The sequence below is a fragment of the Microvirga terrae genome, assembly GCF_013307435.2.
Taxonomy (GTDB): Bacteria; Pseudomonadota; Alphaproteobacteria; order Rhizobiales; family Beijerinckiaceae; genus Microvirga; species Microvirga terrae.
Window position 1 is genome coordinate 775101 of sequence record NZ_CP102845.1, and the last position, 16985, is coordinate 792085.

13 protein-coding genes are annotated in these 16985 nt (G+C 58.1%); 7 read left to right on the forward strand and 6 right to left on the reverse strand.

Annotated elements, in window-relative coordinates:
* Nucleotides 1–115 precede the first annotated feature (115 nt).
* Nucleotides 116–1306, reverse strand: a complete 1191-nt coding sequence (locus HPT29_RS03620) for a YihY/virulence factor BrkB family protein (protein ID WP_173950033.1) — start codon at nucleotides 1304–1306, stop codon at nucleotides 116–118.
* A gap of 260 nt (nucleotides 1307–1566) precedes the next feature.
* Here HPT29_RS03620 and HPT29_RS03625 point away from each other — a divergent pair, with 260 nt between their 5' ends.
* On the forward strand, nucleotides 1567–1776 hold the full coding sequence (locus tag HPT29_RS03625) for a hypothetical protein (RefSeq protein WP_173950034.1): 210 nt from the start codon (nucleotides 1567–1569) through the stop codon (nucleotides 1774–1776).
* A 79-nt stretch (nucleotides 1777–1855) separates the two neighbouring features.
* Here the strand turns inward: HPT29_RS03625 and HPT29_RS03630 are convergent, their stop codons facing one another.
* Nucleotides 1856–2053 carry a hypothetical protein gene (locus HPT29_RS03630; RefSeq protein WP_173950035.1) on the reverse strand — a complete coding sequence of 66 codons (198 nt, stop codon included), beginning with the start codon at nucleotides 2051–2053 and terminating at the stop codon, nucleotides 1856–1858.
* A gap of 111 nt (nucleotides 2054–2164) precedes the next feature.
* Between HPT29_RS03630 and HPT29_RS03635 the strand changes: the two genes are divergently transcribed.
* Nucleotides 2165–2551, forward strand: a complete 387-nt coding sequence (locus tag HPT29_RS03635; protein WP_173950036.1) for a response regulator — start codon at nucleotides 2165–2167, stop codon at nucleotides 2549–2551.
* Nucleotides 2552–2606: 55 nt separating this feature from the next.
* Here HPT29_RS03635 and HPT29_RS03640 read toward each other — a convergent pair whose 3' ends face one another.
* From HPT29_RS03640 to HPT29_RS28605, 3 genes are all read right to left on the reverse strand, one after another.
* The gene (locus tag HPT29_RS03640; RefSeq protein ID WP_173950037.1) at nucleotides 2607–3482 is read right to left on the reverse strand and encodes an aldose 1-epimerase family protein; all 876 of its coding nucleotides are present in this window, start codon (nucleotides 3480–3482) and stop codon (nucleotides 2607–2609) included.
* Nucleotides 3483–3606: 124 nt separating this feature from the next.
* Entirely contained in the window at nucleotides 3607–3996 is a 390-nt protein-coding gene (locus HPT29_RS03645; RefSeq protein WP_173950038.1) for a response regulator, read from the reverse strand.
* Nucleotides 3997–4262: 266 nt separating this feature from the next.
* Nucleotides 4263–7418 carry a bifunctional diguanylate cyclase/phosphodiesterase gene (locus tag HPT29_RS28605; RefSeq protein ID WP_173950039.1) on the reverse strand — a complete coding sequence of 1052 codons (3156 nt, stop codon included), beginning with the start codon at nucleotides 7416–7418 and terminating at the stop codon, nucleotides 4263–4265.
* A 773-nt stretch (nucleotides 7419–8191) separates the two neighbouring features.
* Between HPT29_RS28605 and HPT29_RS03665 the strand changes: the two genes are divergently transcribed.
* The 5 genes from HPT29_RS03665 to HPT29_RS03685 all read left to right on the forward strand — a co-directional run bounded on the left by HPT29_RS03665 (nucleotide 8192) and on the right by HPT29_RS03685 (nucleotide 14062).
* Entirely contained in the window at nucleotides 8192–8878 is a 687-nt protein-coding gene (locus HPT29_RS03665) for a response regulator transcription factor (RefSeq protein ID WP_173950040.1), read from the forward strand.
* Between the two features lie 737 nt (nucleotides 8879–9615).
* On the forward strand, nucleotides 9616–12417 hold the full coding sequence (locus HPT29_RS03670; RefSeq protein ID WP_173950041.1) for a hybrid sensor histidine kinase/response regulator: 2802 nt from the start codon (nucleotides 9616–9618) through the stop codon (nucleotides 12415–12417).
* Between the two features lie 2 nt (nucleotides 12418–12419).
* The gene (locus tag HPT29_RS03675; RefSeq protein ID WP_173950042.1) at nucleotides 12420–12908 is read left to right on the forward strand and encodes a chemotaxis protein CheW; all 489 of its coding nucleotides are present in this window, start codon (nucleotides 12420–12422) and stop codon (nucleotides 12906–12908) included.
* A gap of 50 nt (nucleotides 12909–12958) precedes the next feature.
* Complete coding sequence (locus tag HPT29_RS03680) at nucleotides 12959–13342, forward strand: response regulator (protein ID WP_173950043.1); 384 nt, start codon at nucleotides 12959–12961, stop codon at nucleotides 13340–13342.
* An 18-nt stretch (nucleotides 13343–13360) separates the two neighbouring features.
* Complete coding sequence (locus tag HPT29_RS03685; protein ID WP_173950044.1) at nucleotides 13361–14062, forward strand: protein phosphatase CheZ; 702 nt, start codon at nucleotides 13361–13363, stop codon at nucleotides 14060–14062.
* Nucleotides 14063–14179: 117 nt separating this feature from the next.
* Here the strand turns inward: HPT29_RS03685 and HPT29_RS03690 are convergent, their stop codons facing one another.
* Nucleotides 14180–16939: a heparinase II/III domain-containing protein gene (locus tag HPT29_RS03690; RefSeq protein WP_173950045.1), complete on the reverse strand. Its 2760-nt coding sequence runs from the start codon at nucleotides 16937–16939 to the stop codon at nucleotides 14180–14182.
* Nucleotides 16940–16985: the final 46 nt, after the last annotated feature.

Here is a 16985-nt window from a genome sequence, read left to right on the forward strand (position 1 = left end):
CGAACGGCGCGCCCTTGTTCATTCGGGACCGATGACGGACGAGCTCGCCCCGAGCATAGGCATGGAAAAAGGCGCTCCGCGAGGGAGCGCCTTCCCCGATGGTTTTTTACGGTGCTCAGCTCTTCGCCGCACCGATCGTGTCGGCCATCCGTGCGCCACGAACTCCCATGGGCTGATCGGAGCCTTCGGTTGTATCCTTCGCCGTCTGGTGCTCCATCTCTGAATTGATCTCGGCACCCAGCAGCACGACGATTGTCGACAACCAGATCCACGTCATGAAGCCGATGACGGCGCCGAGTGAACCATAAGTCTCGTTGTAGCTTCCGAAATTCGCAACATACCATGAGAACAGCATGGAGACGGCAAGCCACAGGACGGCCGCGATGATCCCGCCGGGCGTGACCCAACGCCACTCGGCCTTGTCGCGGCTCGGCCCGAACCGGTAGATCAGCGAAAGGCCTAGAACGACTCCGATCAGCAGGATCGGCCAGCGCGCAAGCGATACCAGCCATTCGGCTCCTGAGCCCAGTCCGATGAAGTTGAGCAGGATCGGCAGGATGATAATTCCGGTGAGAGCAACAAGAATGAAGACAATCGCTCCCAATGTGAAGGATAGAGACAGCAGGTTCAGTTTGACGAAGCTTCTCTTCTCGTCCTCGCCATAGACGATGTTGAGGGCGTCGAAGATGGCCTTCATACCGGCATTCGCGCTCCACAAGGACAATCCAAGGCCGAAGATGAAACCGAACCCGAGGGCACCGCCTCCCTTGGAAGCGATACGGGTGACCTGTTCGCGGATGATGTCGAGAGCGCCACTGGGCAACACGCCCGACAGGGTGTTCAGATGATCCTGGATCGTGGCCGGGTCGGCGAAGAGGCCGTAGATGGAGACGAGGGCTGCGATCGCCGGAAACAGCGCCAGCAGGGCATAGTAGGTGACGCCGGCTGCAACCGACATGATGCGGTCTTTGTTGAACTCTTCATAGGTGCGCCACAGGATGTCCTTCCATCCCTGGGCCGGGATCTCCGTTGGCGTGTCGGCGCTCCGCCCGCGCCCCTTCTCGGCAGCGGCTTGCGGCGGGGCATGCTGCTTCTCGCCCAAATCTGAATCGGTCTGTCGGCCCTGACGCCGGGTCGATGCCGGTTGCGATGACGATCGTCCTGTCTGGACAGGATCCACGCGATCCCCTCCGACGACGAGGCGGACGAGAGCCCATCCGAGCACCACGGCCCACATGGTCGTGACAGTCGAGGATGAGGAGGACTGCCTCCCTCCAGGTGGCTGGATTGCCGGATTGTTCGCCATAGTCGACACTGCCTCGGTTGTCGGGTGCAGGCCAAACGGCCTGGTTCAACCGTAAACCTTCCGAATTACTCAGTGGTTCCACACACTTATTGTGTGGAGACGATCCTGGACTGTCCGCCATAAGGTTTTGGTGTTGATCTGCATTGAAGAAGCGGGAACCCGGTTCGTCGGTTTTGCCCAGCCCTTTTGATCGTACGCTTTAACCCGGATGCAAGACTCTCTGGACCAGTGTCTCCCTCGATCCACGAGGAGGGTCTGAAATGGACGAGTGGTCAGGACGCAAATGGGAGCCAGTGACAGAGGAGCGTCTGCTTCGGGCGATCGATGTTCTGGTTGATATCGCGAAGGAGCACGGGCCGGCCTTCAATCCGGTTCTTGAAACGATACGGCAGGAGCTGCACGATTTCCGCTCTCGGACGCAGCCCATGGTCGATCAAGCAGAGGAAACCCCTGTCCGCAAGGCAGGCTGAGCTCGCTGCTGCTAGGGATCTGTAAGGGAGCACCGCCAATTGTCCTGCCATCGGACGGTGCTTCCCTCAAATGGGTTCGTCAGGCGGGCTGAAGCTGTTCTTCACGCACGAGGCGCTCCGGGCCCTGCTGATTGCCCTTGATGTGATACTGAAAGCCGTTGCTGTCAGCAGGGAGAAGTCGGATCACTTCCCAGGTGTCCTGGGGCTGGACGACATCGATGGTCGCGACCATATTGAGGAAGGCCTCCACGGTATTGGTGCTGGCAAACTTGACCATTCGCACCTGATCTCCGACCTTGAACCTGTGCGATGCCATGACCCGGATCCCCGCTCAAAAAAGCTACCTGAGCAGTAGGAACTAACATAGGTTAGTTTCGTTCCATGGCTCATGATGAACAAATATTCAGACGACACTCCGGTTGTTCTGCTAGTCGAGGATGAACTCCTCGTGCGGATGGCGGCGGCCGGCGATTTAGAGGATGCCGGTTTTCACGTGCTGGAAGCGGCCAATGCGGATGTGGCCCTCGCGGTCCTGGAAACCTGTTCTAACGAAGTACAGGTGCTATTCACTGATATCGACATGCCGGGATCCATGAACGGTCTTGATCTGGCCGAGAATGTTCAGCAGCGGTGGCCGCACATCTCGCTCCTGATCTCGTCCGCCTATCACAAGCCTACTTCCGAGCAGATCCCCGACGACGGCCGGTTCGTCCCAAAGCCGTATTCCAGCGAAGATGTGGTTCAGCACATCCGCGAACTCGTGACGAGCCAGTAGACCGCGCCAGTAACGGAGCAGCCAACGCGCAGGTTGAAGATCTCCGGCGACTGGGTCAAATTCCCACGTGGCGGACCGTGATGCCCATGGCGAAGTCACGCGTTCCGCCGGGCTGAACGAGAACAATGCCTGGCTTAGCGGACAATTCACCATCGAAGCCTTCCGGATCCGCATGCCCCTGCCAAGGCTCGATGCAGATGAAGCCGGCTCCAGGCTTGGTCCAGATGCCCAGATGCGGCATTCCTGGAAAGTCGACACGGATCGATCCGCCACGTGGCGCTCCATAGACGACGGATCTGCTTTCGAGCTGGTCGAAGACGAGAGCATCTGTCTCGAACAAGTTATCGTTCAATAAGAGGATCCCATCACGCACGGGGCTCATCTCGGCTTTGCGGCTGATCAAACCGTCGACCGGCCGGCGAATTGGAGCGGTTTCTTCGTACTCGAAACGAACTGCATGGGCCTCCCGTGGTGCCCCAAACGGCAGCGGCCAGCGAAAGGCGGGGTGAAATCCAAGCGAGACCGGCATGGCAGCAGAGCCGGAATTCGTTACCGAAGCCGTGACCGTCAGCGTCGTCCCATCGATTTTATAGGAAACATCGAGTTGAAAGGGAAACGGATACTGCCGAAGCGTAGCCTCGTCGGAGCACAGGCGGAACCGGCACCGGGATGCTTCGGACTCCTTGAGCTCGAATTGGGATCCTCGTGCAAAGCCGTGCTTTGGCAGCTCATAGTCGGAGCCGTCGACCTGGATCCGGTCATTCCTCACACGTCCGACGATGGGAAACAGAAGTGGCGAGCGCCCGGTCCAGAACGCAGGATCGCCGTCCCACAGGAGGTCTCGCCCCTGCTCGTCCTGGAGCCGCACAAGCTCGGCGCCTCTATCGGACACTTGAGCCCGCAGATAGGGGCTCGCAATGGTAGCGCTCATTCGAACAATTCCTCGCCTGCCTCTGCACACTAGCACGAAGCCGGGAGCGAAGCCGATCTCAGCATGAAGGTATCGACAGGTTTGATCGAATTGCCCTTATGGCCACCCTCACCAGACCTGAAGGTCAGCGTACACCTCTGACGATTTGTGGCAGAGCTTGAGCCAAGTCGTTCGGGTTGAATGGCTTTTCCCAGCACGGGACGGCCGAGTAAGCCCACGGGACGGAGGCAGGTGCATAACCCGTCGCAAACACGAAAGGGATCCCATGTTCGAGCAAGGCGTCGGCGACTGGGAAGGCGGTCGCCCCACGCAGGTTGATGTCGAGCACGGCCGCATCAACTTGCTCCGACGACGAGAGCAGGGCGAGAGCTTTCTCGCGGTCCGATGCAGGCCCGATGATCGTGGCGCCCAATTTCTCCAAAGCCTGGGCCATATCCTCAGCGAGGAAATACTCGTCCTCGACCACGAGGATTCGACAATCACGCAACGACTGCTTGTGTCCAGAGACCGCCATACGCCTACTCCTCTGCCAAACAACCTCGCGACGGGGCAGTCCTATTGATAGGCCGGCTTGAGCAATACGAGGAATAACATAAGTAAGCCCTCGCGGTTCCTCGCGAACCGGAAATGGCTCGGGGAGCCTCAAACGGCCAAGGATGACGATAGTCTCTGCCCGGCTGCAGGCCACGTCAACGACGTCTCCCACCAGCGCCTCACAGCTCACGCGGTCGATTGTGCTGCGTTGCCGCCCGACGTGCCATACCGCACTGTCGTATGCTCCTAGCGGCTCAGGAGCTCCATGTTTCTCTCAGATCGGGGCCTTATGAGCATTCCGTCCCACCGCATCAATAGATCAGGGACCTGCGACCCCGCCATCGGCTTCGCATAGAGGTAGCCCTGCGCATGATCACATCCGAGGTCACGCAGGCGCCGGGCTTGGCCATGCGTTTCCACGCCTTCTGCGGTCACCTGCAGTTGCAGACTTCTGCCGAGGCCAATGACGGCCGCTGTGATCGCGTCATCGTCGGAATCATGCTCGAGATCCCGTACGAAACTTCTGTCGATCTTGATATGATCGACGGGGAACTGCTTCAGGTGCGTTAACGAGGCGTAGCCGGTTCCAAAATCGTCGAGCGCAATCTGGATACCGTGTTCACGGAACTGCGCCAGAGCCGAAGCGACGTTGCTGGAGTTTCTCCCAAGGAGCACGGTCTCCGTGACCTCGACCTCGAAGACATTGGGCGGAATTTTAAGCCAGTCGAAGGTTCTCAACATGCCGTCGACCAGCCCCGACTGGCCGAACTCAGCCGGCGACAGATTAAGCGCGACGCGGCCGAAAGGGAGGTCCTGATCAAGCCACTGACGCACATCCGCTGCAATCTTCGAAATCAGAAGCTTGCCGATGGAAATCGCCGTTTCATGATCCTCGAAGACGGCTCCGAAGAAGCTGGGAGTCAGAATGCCCTTCGTTGGATGCTGCCAGCGCGCCAGGGCTTCGAGACCTACGATCTCCCCCGTCGAGAGGCTAACTTTCGGCTGGTAGAATGGAATGATCTGATCGTTCTCGACCGCCTCTCGCATTCCTCGCCCTAAAGAGACGCGCTGTTCGAGAACTCTCCGCATGTCTGGCGAGTACGTGACGACTCTGTTGCGTCCCTGAGATTTTGCCTGGTACATGGCAATGTCCGCATCTTTGACCAGTTCCGTCGGCGTTCCATCGTGATCTGGAAAAGCCGCGATGCCAATGCTTACCCGACTGAGGAGGGTCCGCTTCCGGTAAGTGAACGGCTGGCGTAGCATGTCCGCAATGAGCGTACCCAAACGCGCGGCGTTCTCGAGCTTGAGCGGATCGACGACAAGTACCGCGAACTCATCTCCGCCGATCCGAGCCACGGTGTCACAAGCGCGAACCATGGCTGAGAGACGGCGTGCCGTCTCCTGCAGCAGCGCATCACCCGCATCATGGCCAAGTGTGTCATTGATGTCCTTGAAATCATCCAGATCGATCAACAGGAGGCTGACGCTCGTTCCGCCTTGCTGGGCGGCCGCCAGGGCGGCCTCAAGCCGGCGTTGGAAGAGATTGCGGTTGGGAAGACCCGTAAGGGCGTCATGATTGGCCGAGCGCCAGATTTCTTCTTCTGCTTCCTTTTGCTCGCTGATATCGAACGTGACGCCTACGATCCGGTCAGTCCCAGCCCTCTCGGCCCGCGCTCGAAGCCACCGAAACTCGCCGTTAGGCAATACGTAGCGGCACTCCACGGCGTCGGAACCGCGGATCTGTATCCGTTGAAGGAAATCCTCGACCCTCTGATGGTCGTCCGGATGGATTCCTGTCATGAAGCTTCTGTCAGTTCCAGGCGTGACGCCCAGAAGTGCAAGCGCGTTCTCGGAGCGCGTCGTGGTGCCTGTCTGCGGATTGAACTCCCACGCAATCATATGCGCGGCCTTCAAGGCGAGCCGCAAACGTTCTTCACTTTCCCCCAGAGCCTGCTCGGACTGCTTACGCTCGTGGATGTCCATGGCAATGCCGAACCATTGTTCAACCTTGCCGTGCTCATTCTTGAGCGGTTGCCCCCGGATAATGAACCAGCGATGCATCCCATCCGACGCGCGTCGAAGCGGCAACTCCAGTTCGAAGGATTGGCCGCCGCGAAGGGCTCCGGCCCACATCTCGGAAGCCCGCTCGCGATGGAGAGGGTGGATCACCGTAAACCAGCCTTTTGGCGTGGAGTTCGGCCCAGCCCCCGCATATTCATGCCAAACGTCGTTGCAGTACGTGAGTTCCCCATCGGGATCGCTGAACCAGACCACCTGCGGTGAAGTAAAGGAAAGCGGCATGACGTCAATGAGCGTACGAAGACGCTTCTCGCTTTTCCGCAGGCTCTGCTCGGCTCGTCGGAACTCTGTCATGTCACGGGAGATGCACAGATATGCTTGTGGACGCCCGTCGCGCCCCATGATGGGAGTGACCACCACGTCCCACCATTTCCGCCCCCCTGCCGCGGTTGCACAAGGGCCTTGGAAACGCCCTGTCCCGCCCGATTTCGCATGCTCGAGCGCTTCACACGCGTCTCTTCCAGCGACACCGCTCCAAAGATCAGCCCAATTGCGACCCTCAATCGTACCGAAATCCGCCACATCCATCGCGCGCAAACCGCTTTGGCTCATGAAGCGGAGGTCTCCTCTGAGATCGAAGACCTTTATGCAGTCGTCGGAGCTGGCCAACAGGCGCCGCGTAAACTCCTCGCGATCAGCCGCCGCCCTGTTGGCGAGCTTCAACTCCAGTTGACACATCACCGCACCTGCGAGGGCCGTCAATGCGTGCTTCTGTTGTTCGTTCAATCCCTGCGGACGTGGTTCGTGGGCAAGGACGCACAGCATCCCCAGTGGAAGGCCATCCTTCGTTTTCAGAGGTGCCCCGGCGTAGAACGAGAACTTGGAGCATTCCTCGGCCAACGGATGGTTTCGAAATTGAGGGTCGGCTGCGAGGTCTGCAACAACAAACACCCCTGGGTGCAGGATTGCATGATTGCATATCGAAATCTCGCGGGGTGTCTCGGAGATCTCGAGGCCGATCCGCGCCTTGAACCACTGCCTGTGCTCATCCAGGAAAGAAATGAAGGCAGTTTCCGTCTCACAGATCTGTGCTGCAACTTTTGCGATGCTGTCGAATTCGAGTTCCGCTTCCGTATCAAGGATGTCGAATTGATAAAGGGCAGCAAGGCGGTCGACCTCTTTCCACTGAGGTACATCGCGAAGACCAGGACATTCTACCATTCTAAAACTGCCCGCGCCGAAGCGCCCGAGTTGCTCAGGAGATGTCGGATTCCAACCGACACAGCAGAATGGCATCATGCCTCGAGCAAATCTCGATCTGCTGCTGATAGAACATCCGGGCTCGCAACCGGTAAAATGGCAAAGCGTCATGCCGGCCATCAATCAGGCCTGCCATAGTGCTGACGGCGGTACTGTCCGCAATAAATTGAACTATACTCAACCCTGGGATAGCGGCCCGGTCCAGTCGAGGTCAAGAAGCGGCGAAAGCTCCCTCGCATTTATGGTTAACAGGACATGCGCAGATCTGCGGCTGATCACTCAGCGTGCGCCTTGGCTCCGCTGGCTCAGGTCCGGGACGCAAGTCCAACGGCACATGCGTGAGGGGAGGTCTGCTCCGCGCAATCTTCATCGGGTACGACGCGATGCGGGATCAATCCAAGGGTGAGCTCCGGTTCAAGATCCCGATGAGCAGAAACCATCCGCGACCGGGGCTGAACGTCAATGGATTCGCCTCGAACGGTGGGCGCCCGCCATCGAATAGGATGGGCGAATACGTGGTCCCACGTAGAGAAAAGCTGCGGAAACTACGTAGTAATTTTATGTCATTAGCGGCTAGCCTACGCCAGCGACTGCAATTCTGAAACATCGGAACGGTAAAAAGCCCTGACTTGTCAGCCTGTTGATGCTGCGATTCAAAGAGGCCGCTGCCCCTGACCCTCGCAAAACCGTCCCTTAAGAGCTGCTTAAGGTTTGTTAAACGGCATTAACCATAACCTCGGGGGCTCTCCCATTATTTACGTATTGTCCGTCATCGGGGCAAAATATACATTCTCCACATCGCCGAAGGATGTGGATCTTAGAAGTAAAACTTTCCATGGCGAAAAGTAAAAATGTGAAGAACGCACTTAATTATTAAGGCGGGGCAGATCAAAATGTATATCGTCGTCGATGACCGGCAGATGGTTACGTCCGGATATGTTGCAAGCTTCAAGCGCGAAGGCATATCCTCCCTTGGCTTGTATGCTAACGAATTCAACGACTGGCTGGAATCGGCATCAGACGCCGATCTCGAAGCCATTCAAGGTTTCGTCCTTGGAACCTTCGAAGAGCGGGTCCACTCTGCCGAAAGCATTCGCCGCTATTCCAAAGCCCCCATTATCGCTTTGAGTGACGTTCGATCCCTTGAGGAGACTCTGGAACTCTTCACGGCCAAATTCGACGACGTGGTCCGCAAACCTGTCCACGTTCGCGAGATTCTCGCTCGCTCGGAGGCCGTGTGGCGTCGGGTCAATGCGGGTGTCGGAAAGAAGACGCACAACGACGCCGACCGTTTGAAGGTCTTCTTCGATGGTCGCGATCCGGAGGTCGACGGTATGCCCCTGGCGCTTCCGCGCCGCGAGCGGCATATCCTTGAATACCTGGTCCGCAAGAGGGGACATCGTCTGACCAAGAAGCAGATCTTCGATGCAGTCTACGGGATCTACAGTGACGACGTGGAGGACAGCGTCGTAGAAGGGCATATCAGCAAGTTGCGGAAGAAGCTCCGGCAGCGTCTCGGATATGACCCTATCGATGCCAAGCGGTATATCGGCTATTCGTATGTGGGCGCAGCTTCATAGTTCTGTTCGTCGGCGGCTCCTTCCTGTGGCCCGACGGATCGAACCACAGGCGGGCGAAATTCCTGAAATGACATGATTGCAGCAAACCCCGCGAGGCTCATACCCTCGCGGGGTTTGCTTTGTTGTTGCCATGCTGCTGCGATGAGAGTCTGCTGCAAAATCTTTCGATCGTGGATCGCTGCTCGGCGGACGTAGCGGATGGAAGGTACGGAGCTTGGGCTCGCAACGGGACTTTCAAGCGAACGATGCGCCGGAGCTGCTGAACATTGCAATACAGCGGATCCGGACGTTTGACGTGGGCCCTGAAATAAAGTCGATTTGCCTCGCTGGCGTTAACTTTATTGCAGGAAACGAGGACTTATTCTTCCTCAACGTCATGAGTAAAGCTGCAATGATATGGGAGCTGCTCTGGATCGCTGTTCTTGACCCATGAGGTCGCCGGACCGCCCCAGACCTGCGCCGACAAGAACATCAGCACAACTCTGGCGTAGTGAACAGGGCGTATCGGGGCAGGGTATGACGGCGCAAGTTTTGGCGATTCCCATCCAAGGGCATTCTCACACCGGCTGGGCAGCTCCCAGCTCTTGAGTGCGGCTCAGAATGCCGCCCTTCGAACTCCAAGCATGGACATGAGGTTCAGCGCTTTATTGCCGGCGTAAAGGCCGCAGAATTCATCCATCGTGAGGGGCTCGATGATTGTGCCCGTCAGTTCGCGTAACAAGAGTTGAGATACGGCAATGGACGACCTTCTTCTTGAGTTTCTAACCGAGACCAACGAGCACCTCGAGACGGTCGACGTGGAGATGGTCCGATTCGAGCAAGACCCCAATAACGAGGCGATTCTCAGCAACATCTTCCGGCTGGTTCATACCATCAAGGGAACCTGCGGTTTCCTCGGCCTGCCGCGCCTTGAAGCTCTTGCACATGCGGCTGAGACCCTTATGGGCAAATTCCGGGACGGCATGCCGGTTACAACGCCTGCCGTCTCGCTCATCCTCGCAACCCTCGATCGGATCAAAGAGATCCTGGGTGAACTCGAGCGGCAGGGCTCGGAGCCCGAAGGATCCGACGGCGACCTGATCGAGATGCTGGACAAGATGGCATCACAGGAAGCACCCGCTCCTGCACCTGTCGCACAGGCGCCCTCGCCACAATCGTCCGGACAATTGGTCTATCAGGTTCTGGAGCGCGAGCTGAAGCCCGGAGAGGTCTCGCTGGACGAGCTCGAGCGGGCCTTCCAGGAGGCGCCCGGTCCGGAGAAAGACTCAACCTCCGGCACGCTGACCTATCAGGTGCTGGAACGTCCACTGAAGCACGGCGAGGTCTCGCTCGACGAACTTGAACGGGCCTTCCGAGAGGCGCCTGGCCCGGCTCCCCTTGTCATCGACAAGCCCGTCGCCATCGCCCCGAAAGCGGAGGCCGCAGCGACCCAGCGTCCGGCACAGGCGCCCAAGAAGAATTCAGATGCGTCGGACGCCGGCGACGGAGCCGAGAGCATCGCCGGGAAGGTCCAAACCATCCGCGTGAACGTGGATACGCTCGAGCATTTGATGACCATGGTGTCAGAGCTCGTTCTGACCCGGAACCAGTTGCTCGAGATTGCCAGGAGAAGCTCCGAGGACCACGGATACAAGGTACCCTTGCAGCGTTTGTCTCAGGTGACGGCGGAGCTGCAGGACGGGGTCATGAAGACCCGGATGCAGCCCATCGGCAATGCGTGGCAGAAGCTTCCCCGAGTCGTTCGCGACCTCTCGAACGAACTTTCGAAGAAGATCGAGCTCGTGATGCAGGGGGCTGACACCGAGCTCGATCGGCAGGTGCTCGAGGTCATCAAAGATCCTCTCACCCATATGGTCCGCAATTCGGCCGACCACGGCATCGAGAGCCCGGCGGATCGAAAAGTTGCCGGAAAGCCTGAGAAGGGAACGATTCGCCTCAATGCCTATCACGAGGGCGGGTCAATCACGATCGAAATTTCCGATGACGGCAAGGGCCTGAACTTTGCCGCCATCCGGAAGAAGGCTGTTGAACGAGGCATCGCCGGCGATTCCGAAGTGGAGCGCATGAGCGATGCTCAAGTGGCCAAGTTCATCTTCCATCCTGGCTTCTCGACAGCGGCGAAAGTCACCTCTGTGTCGGGACGCGGCGTTGGCATGGACGTCGTCAAGACGAACATCGAGCTGATTGGCGGCACCGTCGATATCCGTTCCGAGCAGGGACGCGGGACAACATTCACGATCAAAATTCCGCTAACCCTGGCCATCGTCGCGGCGCTCATCGTGGCATCGAAGGACCAGCGCTTCGCAATCCCCCAGGTTGCCGTCTCCGAGCTCGTCAGAGTATCGCCGTCGTCCGAGCACTCGATCGAACGCATCAACGGGACTCCGATCCTCCGCCTGCGGGACCGGCTCTTGCCGATCGTTCCGCTCTCGAAGGTCATGGGCCTGTCCGGAAACGAGGACGTCAATAACGGCTTCGTCGTCGTGACGCAGGTCGCCCATCAGCGCTTTGGCATCCTTGTCGATGGTGTCTTCCATACTGAAGAGATCGTCGTAAAGCCGATGTCGTCCAAGTTGCGGCATATCCAGCTCTTCTCCGGCAACACCATCCTGGGCGATGGCGCCGTCGTTCTCATCATCGATCCAAACGGTCTCGCCCGGATGGTCGGCTCGGGCGCCGACAGCAATGAGTTCCAGAGCGATGCCGGACTCGAGCAAACGATCGCGGCGGCGGATGAATTGACAAGTCTGCTTGTCTTCCGCGGCGGTGGAGAAAGCCTCAAGGCGGTTCCGCTCTCTCTCGTAACCCGTCTGGAGGAAATTGACGCCTCGACCATCGAGTGGTCCAGCGGGCGCCCGGTCGTCCAGTATCGCGGGCGTTTGATGCCGCTGGTCTCGTGCGATGATGAGCTGGCCATCAAACGACAGGGGATGCAATCTCTGCTGGTCTTCTCCGATGGCGAGGTCTCTATGGGCTTGGCTGTCGCCGAGATCGTGGACATCGTCGAAGATAAACTTGACGTGGAACTGCTTGCTGAGCGGTCCGACCTGGTTGGATCCGCTGTCGTCCGTGGTCGTACGACCGAGATCGTCAACATCGCACATTACCTCCCGATGGTGCTTGAAACGTGGGCCCGTAAAGACCGGCGCGGCGGACCTGACAAATCCCTGCTCCTCGTCGACAGCTCGACGTTCTTCCGTGACATGCTTGTCCCGGTCCTCAAGGCGTCAGGCTACAGGGTTCAAACGGCCTCGACGGCCCAGGAGGCAGTTCGCCTCCTATCGAACGGGTTGCAGGTCGATGTGATCGTGACCGATCTGGAGCTCTCCGGACACTCAGGTTTTGCATTGGTTGCTTCGCTGCGAGCCGATCCGCATCACAGTTCGACCCCTGTCATCGGGATGACTGTCAAACCTGACGCGCAGCAGATCGCCCTGGCGAGGAAACTGCGCATTTCGGAGATCGTTTCGAAAATCGACAGGCGGGGACTTCTCTCCGCCCTGGCAGAGCTGAACGCGTCGCTTGAAGAGGCTGCATAAGAATGAAACCGATTGACCCAATTGCATCCGGTGCAATCAAGAGTACCTCCAAGCAGATGGAATTCGTGACGGTCACGGTCGCTGGGCAGCTGCTCGGCCTGCCGATAAGCCGTGTTCACGATGTTTTCGTCGTCAGCGAAATGACGACTGTTCCGTTGGCTCCCGGCGAGATCGCAGGTCTTTTGAACCTGCGCGGCCGCGTCGTGACTGCGGTTTCTCTCCGCCGACGCCTCGGCCTGGGAGACTCGACCGGAGTTGAACGGCGCATGGCGGTCGGGCTCGAAAACCATGGAGAGGCTTACGGCCTCCTTGTGGACGAGGTCGGCGAGGTTCTTAAGCTCGATCCAGACGAGATGCAGCCCAATCCTGTTCACATGGACCGGGGCTGGGTCGGTCTATCGCAGGGAGTTCATCAGCTGCACGACAAGCTCCTGATTGTTCTGGATGTTGATGCTGTTCTGGCGTTCGAAACTGAGCGGGAAGCTGCATGAGCGGTTTCGGGACCCTATCGCGTCTCTGCGCTTTCTAAGGATGTAATATCGTGAGTCTCGACCTTTCTACTCCTGTCCTTGTCGTCGACGATTACCAGACGATGGTCAGAATTCTCCGGAACCTTCTCAAGCAGATCGGTTTCAACGATGTGGACGACGCCTCAGACGGGCAGGCTGCTCTCGAAAAGCTGAGGGTCAAGAAATACGGGCTCGTCATCTCGGATTGGAACATGGCCCCCATGACGGGCTACGAACTGCTTCAACAGGTGCGGTCCGATGCAGAGCTAAGCTCGTTGCCATTTATCATGGTCACTGCCGAGGCGAAGACCGAGAACGTCGTCGCCGCGAAAAAGGCGGGCGTCAACAATTACATCGTCAAGCCGTTCAACGCGGATACGCTGCGGACGAAGATCAGCGCCGTGTTCGGCGGATAAGTGATCACGAGCAAGGCCATGAAGTTACATAAGAGCTATCGTATCGAAGCGAGCATGGGTGCGCTGCCTCACGATGAGGGAGTACACGAGCGGCATTCCGAAATCATGAGTTTGCTCGGCACGATCAGGGAGTCGATCGTTCCAGCACGCGACATTTCCGCCTCGCTGCTTGAGGAGCATCGGCGGGACATGCAGGAGGCTCTTCGCCTGAAGGTGGAACTCGACTCCATCTATGAGGCCATCAACCGTACCAAGAGGGAAATCGCGACTCTTCGCTATGCCGGTGCACAAGGCCAAGAGATCAACAGGGTGACAGACGAACTCGGTGCGATCGTCCTCGGCACTGAGACGGCAACCAACTCAATTCTCGCGGCCGCCGAGAAAATCGACGATCTGTCCAGCAACCTGTCATCGCGCCTGAGTGGCGGCGATCAGGAGATTGCTCGCGAAATCCTGGATCATGTCATCAGCATCTTCGAGGCTTGCAATTTCCAGGACATAACCGGCCAACGCATCAGCAAGGTCGTAAATGCGATGCGATTCGTGGAAGAGCGCGTCCATCACATGATTGACATCTGGGGTGGTCTCGAAAGCTTCAAGGATGTCGAAACCATAGACGACTCGAACCGGAAGGGAGAGGCAGCTCTACTGAACGGTCCCGCACTCGCGACTGACAAGGGTGTGACGTCTCAGGATGCCATCGACGCACTCTTCGATTAGTCGAAGCCTCGTTCCTCGGTCGATGCCCGGGCACCAAAGCCCGGGCATTGCCAGCTGCCCTATGGTGTTCGGCGACTGAGGCAATGAAGAGGTTGCCTGGCCTCATGCCTCACAGGGTCACGCGAGCAAGCTGCGGACTTCCTGCTCAGCCAACAGATCCAGGATTCGGCGAAGCCCCTGGTCGCTGATGGTAAGGATCATCCCTCCGCAGACCTCGCCGGAGCCGGAGAATTTGTAGGTGAGGACATTGGCTGGTTGAAGTCCTCCCGACGGATGCGAAAGGAAACCCTGCAGAGAACTCGGGCGATCGTTGCAGCCATTCTGGATCCTCATTCCACTGTGCTGACCTGTGATTTCGTGCGGGATCATGCGCAGCCGGCTCTTGTCGCGAAAGCCGATCGCCAGGTTTGCATTCGCGAGTGCAACCGCGATTCCTTCTGCAAAGTGAAAATGCCCGTCGAACGACAGGTTCTCCCCAGAGCTGCGGAAGCGGTCGAAGATAGCCACCGCATCGAGGTTATCCAGGCACATAATGGTCCGGGTATGCTCGAACCTTGGTCCAAACACATTCGTACCGATTCGGATGACATTCACGTTGTCGAATGTTGTTCTGGACTCGACCCAACCATGTCCGGAGGACTGGTTGCAGCCTTCCGGGATTGCGATGTTGTGAGCTGCCGGCGACACGAGGTAGTGGCGTGTTGGACCTGCGTGATTGTGACTTGAGCCACCGGGGTCCGTAATCCATCGCACGCCGCGGGCGACATAGACAAAGGACGAGCAATCGAAGTGACCATTCTCGTGGCGTTGCTCGCCGAATGATGCGCAAAGGTAGCTCCAGTGTGGCTTGTGCTCGTAATTTCTGAAGACGACGACGCCGTCCGCCTCCGCGACAAAGATCCGTGGACCTGGCGGGTAGGATAACTCTGCTGCCAATTCCGGGTCCGAGAGCAGCGATCGTCCGTACTTGGAAATCAGTCGACGCAGCCAAGATGCGTGATGGTAGCCGCGAGGAGCTTCGCCGAGGGGAGGGAGCATGCCGGCCGGATCCGTGATGCCGACGATGGTTCTAAGACCGCGCTTCAATCGGGCTTCAAGGCTGTCCTGGAACTCCTTGCCTTCTGGAATTTTCCTTAGACTCTCGACCAGAAGCAATCCGGCAGACATGATCTCGAGCCGGTTATGAAGCGACTGCTCGATCGATGATCCATCATGGTTGATCAGTTGATCGAATCCGCTGCGGAGCTGTGAAAGTGCGACGGACTTCCAGTATGAAGCCATCGGGAAGAGGGGAGTTGCCTCGGCGATGGCAAGCAATGCACAGGCCGTCCGCAGCTGAGTATCCGATGCCGGGAAAATGTTCTGGCTCAGGATCTCCGAAAGGGCGAAGCCATATCTCATGGTTTCTGCGAGGAGAATGTTCTGTCGCCTGTCACCTTTGCGGCGGCGGGATTCCGGGGCCAATGCGACCAGCCGCAAGAATACCTCAGCCCGAGTTGCCATCGAGAGGGGATAGGTGCTCAACGGGTCTCGCGAATGCCCCCAGGGATTCGACTGTATCCATGCAAGTGCGAGATCCACCGCCCTTGTCGATCCACCCGCTGCCGGACTCCTGGCAAGATCGAGGAGCCACGAAAGCGACTGAAACTCCAGGCGCCACGATGAGGAATGATAAGGATCTTCCGTCCACTCGAAAACGTCGGGGATGGGCCACGGCTCCTGGCCCCCGAGAGCGAGGCGATTGTCGATGATCGTCGGCTCTTCGCCGTGCTGCACAGCCTTGAGACGATCGTGAAAAGTCATTGGCGAGGTCAGGCGCTCCGCATCGCCAAACCAATCGACTGGCCCCACGGGCGCTTTGCGGGTCTCCAAGCCAGGGAGGCCTCCAAGGCGGTTGCGCACCGCCTCGAGGAAGTCGAGTGGATCGGACCTGTCTTCCTCAAGAATGTTCTCAAGAAGAAGGTCTTCACCTGCTGTAACTTCAAGAGGTGTTACGAGGCTGATCGCAGCCTCATCCCTCCAAGCTTGGAAGCCGAGTTCGACCAAGGCCGCTCCAGCAGGAGGATTCAGCTCAAGCGTAAAACGCCTCGTCTGCCGATGGACCGGAATGTCGATATAGGCATCAATGATGGAAGACGATGAAACTCCCTCGTAGGGCGGTTTCAACTCATTCCCCTGTGCGTCCCGGAAAACGACACGCGCCAGAGCGCCGTCGCCTTCCGGGCCATGGTTGACGAGTTGCCCCCGCACGAAAAGCGGGTGACCCGGAACGATTCCATATCTTTGCCAGCGCGGCGTCGTGCTTAAGCCCCACCATGGACGACGTGACGCCGGGACGGTCGAGCCGCCGACAGGAGCTTCGCTATTTGCTTCCTGATTGTCAGATGCCGACTGAGCCTTTTGCTCGATTCGAAGATTGCTGATCGTAAACGGATGCGAGTTGCGCCAACTGCGTATCGTGACGGTGAGACGCTTTGCCGGTGCTGGGATGAAGAAACGAAATCCGACGAGCGCTGAATGAGAATGCTCGCTGGACCGATCATAGAACGCTGGTCCTGCTACATGATAGCTGTGAGGATCGATCTGGCTTCTTGATAACCCTGGAACATAAGCGAACTCGATGCTCGATCCATCTTCGGTCAGGAAATCAAAACCGACTGCTGCGAAATCCTGAACGGCCCTGCTCGTTTCTTCCTGATGCCAAGCAATGAGGAAGTTGAGCTCGCACCACGCGTCATTGGAAACGTCTCTGAACTCATAAACGGCGCGGGACCAGCGATTATGATTTGCAACGACTTGGATGTCGTCGCCGGGATTTGCTGAACCTTCTGCAGCCTGATCGCGAGGAACCGGCAGAATGCGTGTAACTTCAGGCATGCAGATACCAAAGCCTTATCGTAAAACCTTGCTGAGTGCGATTGCT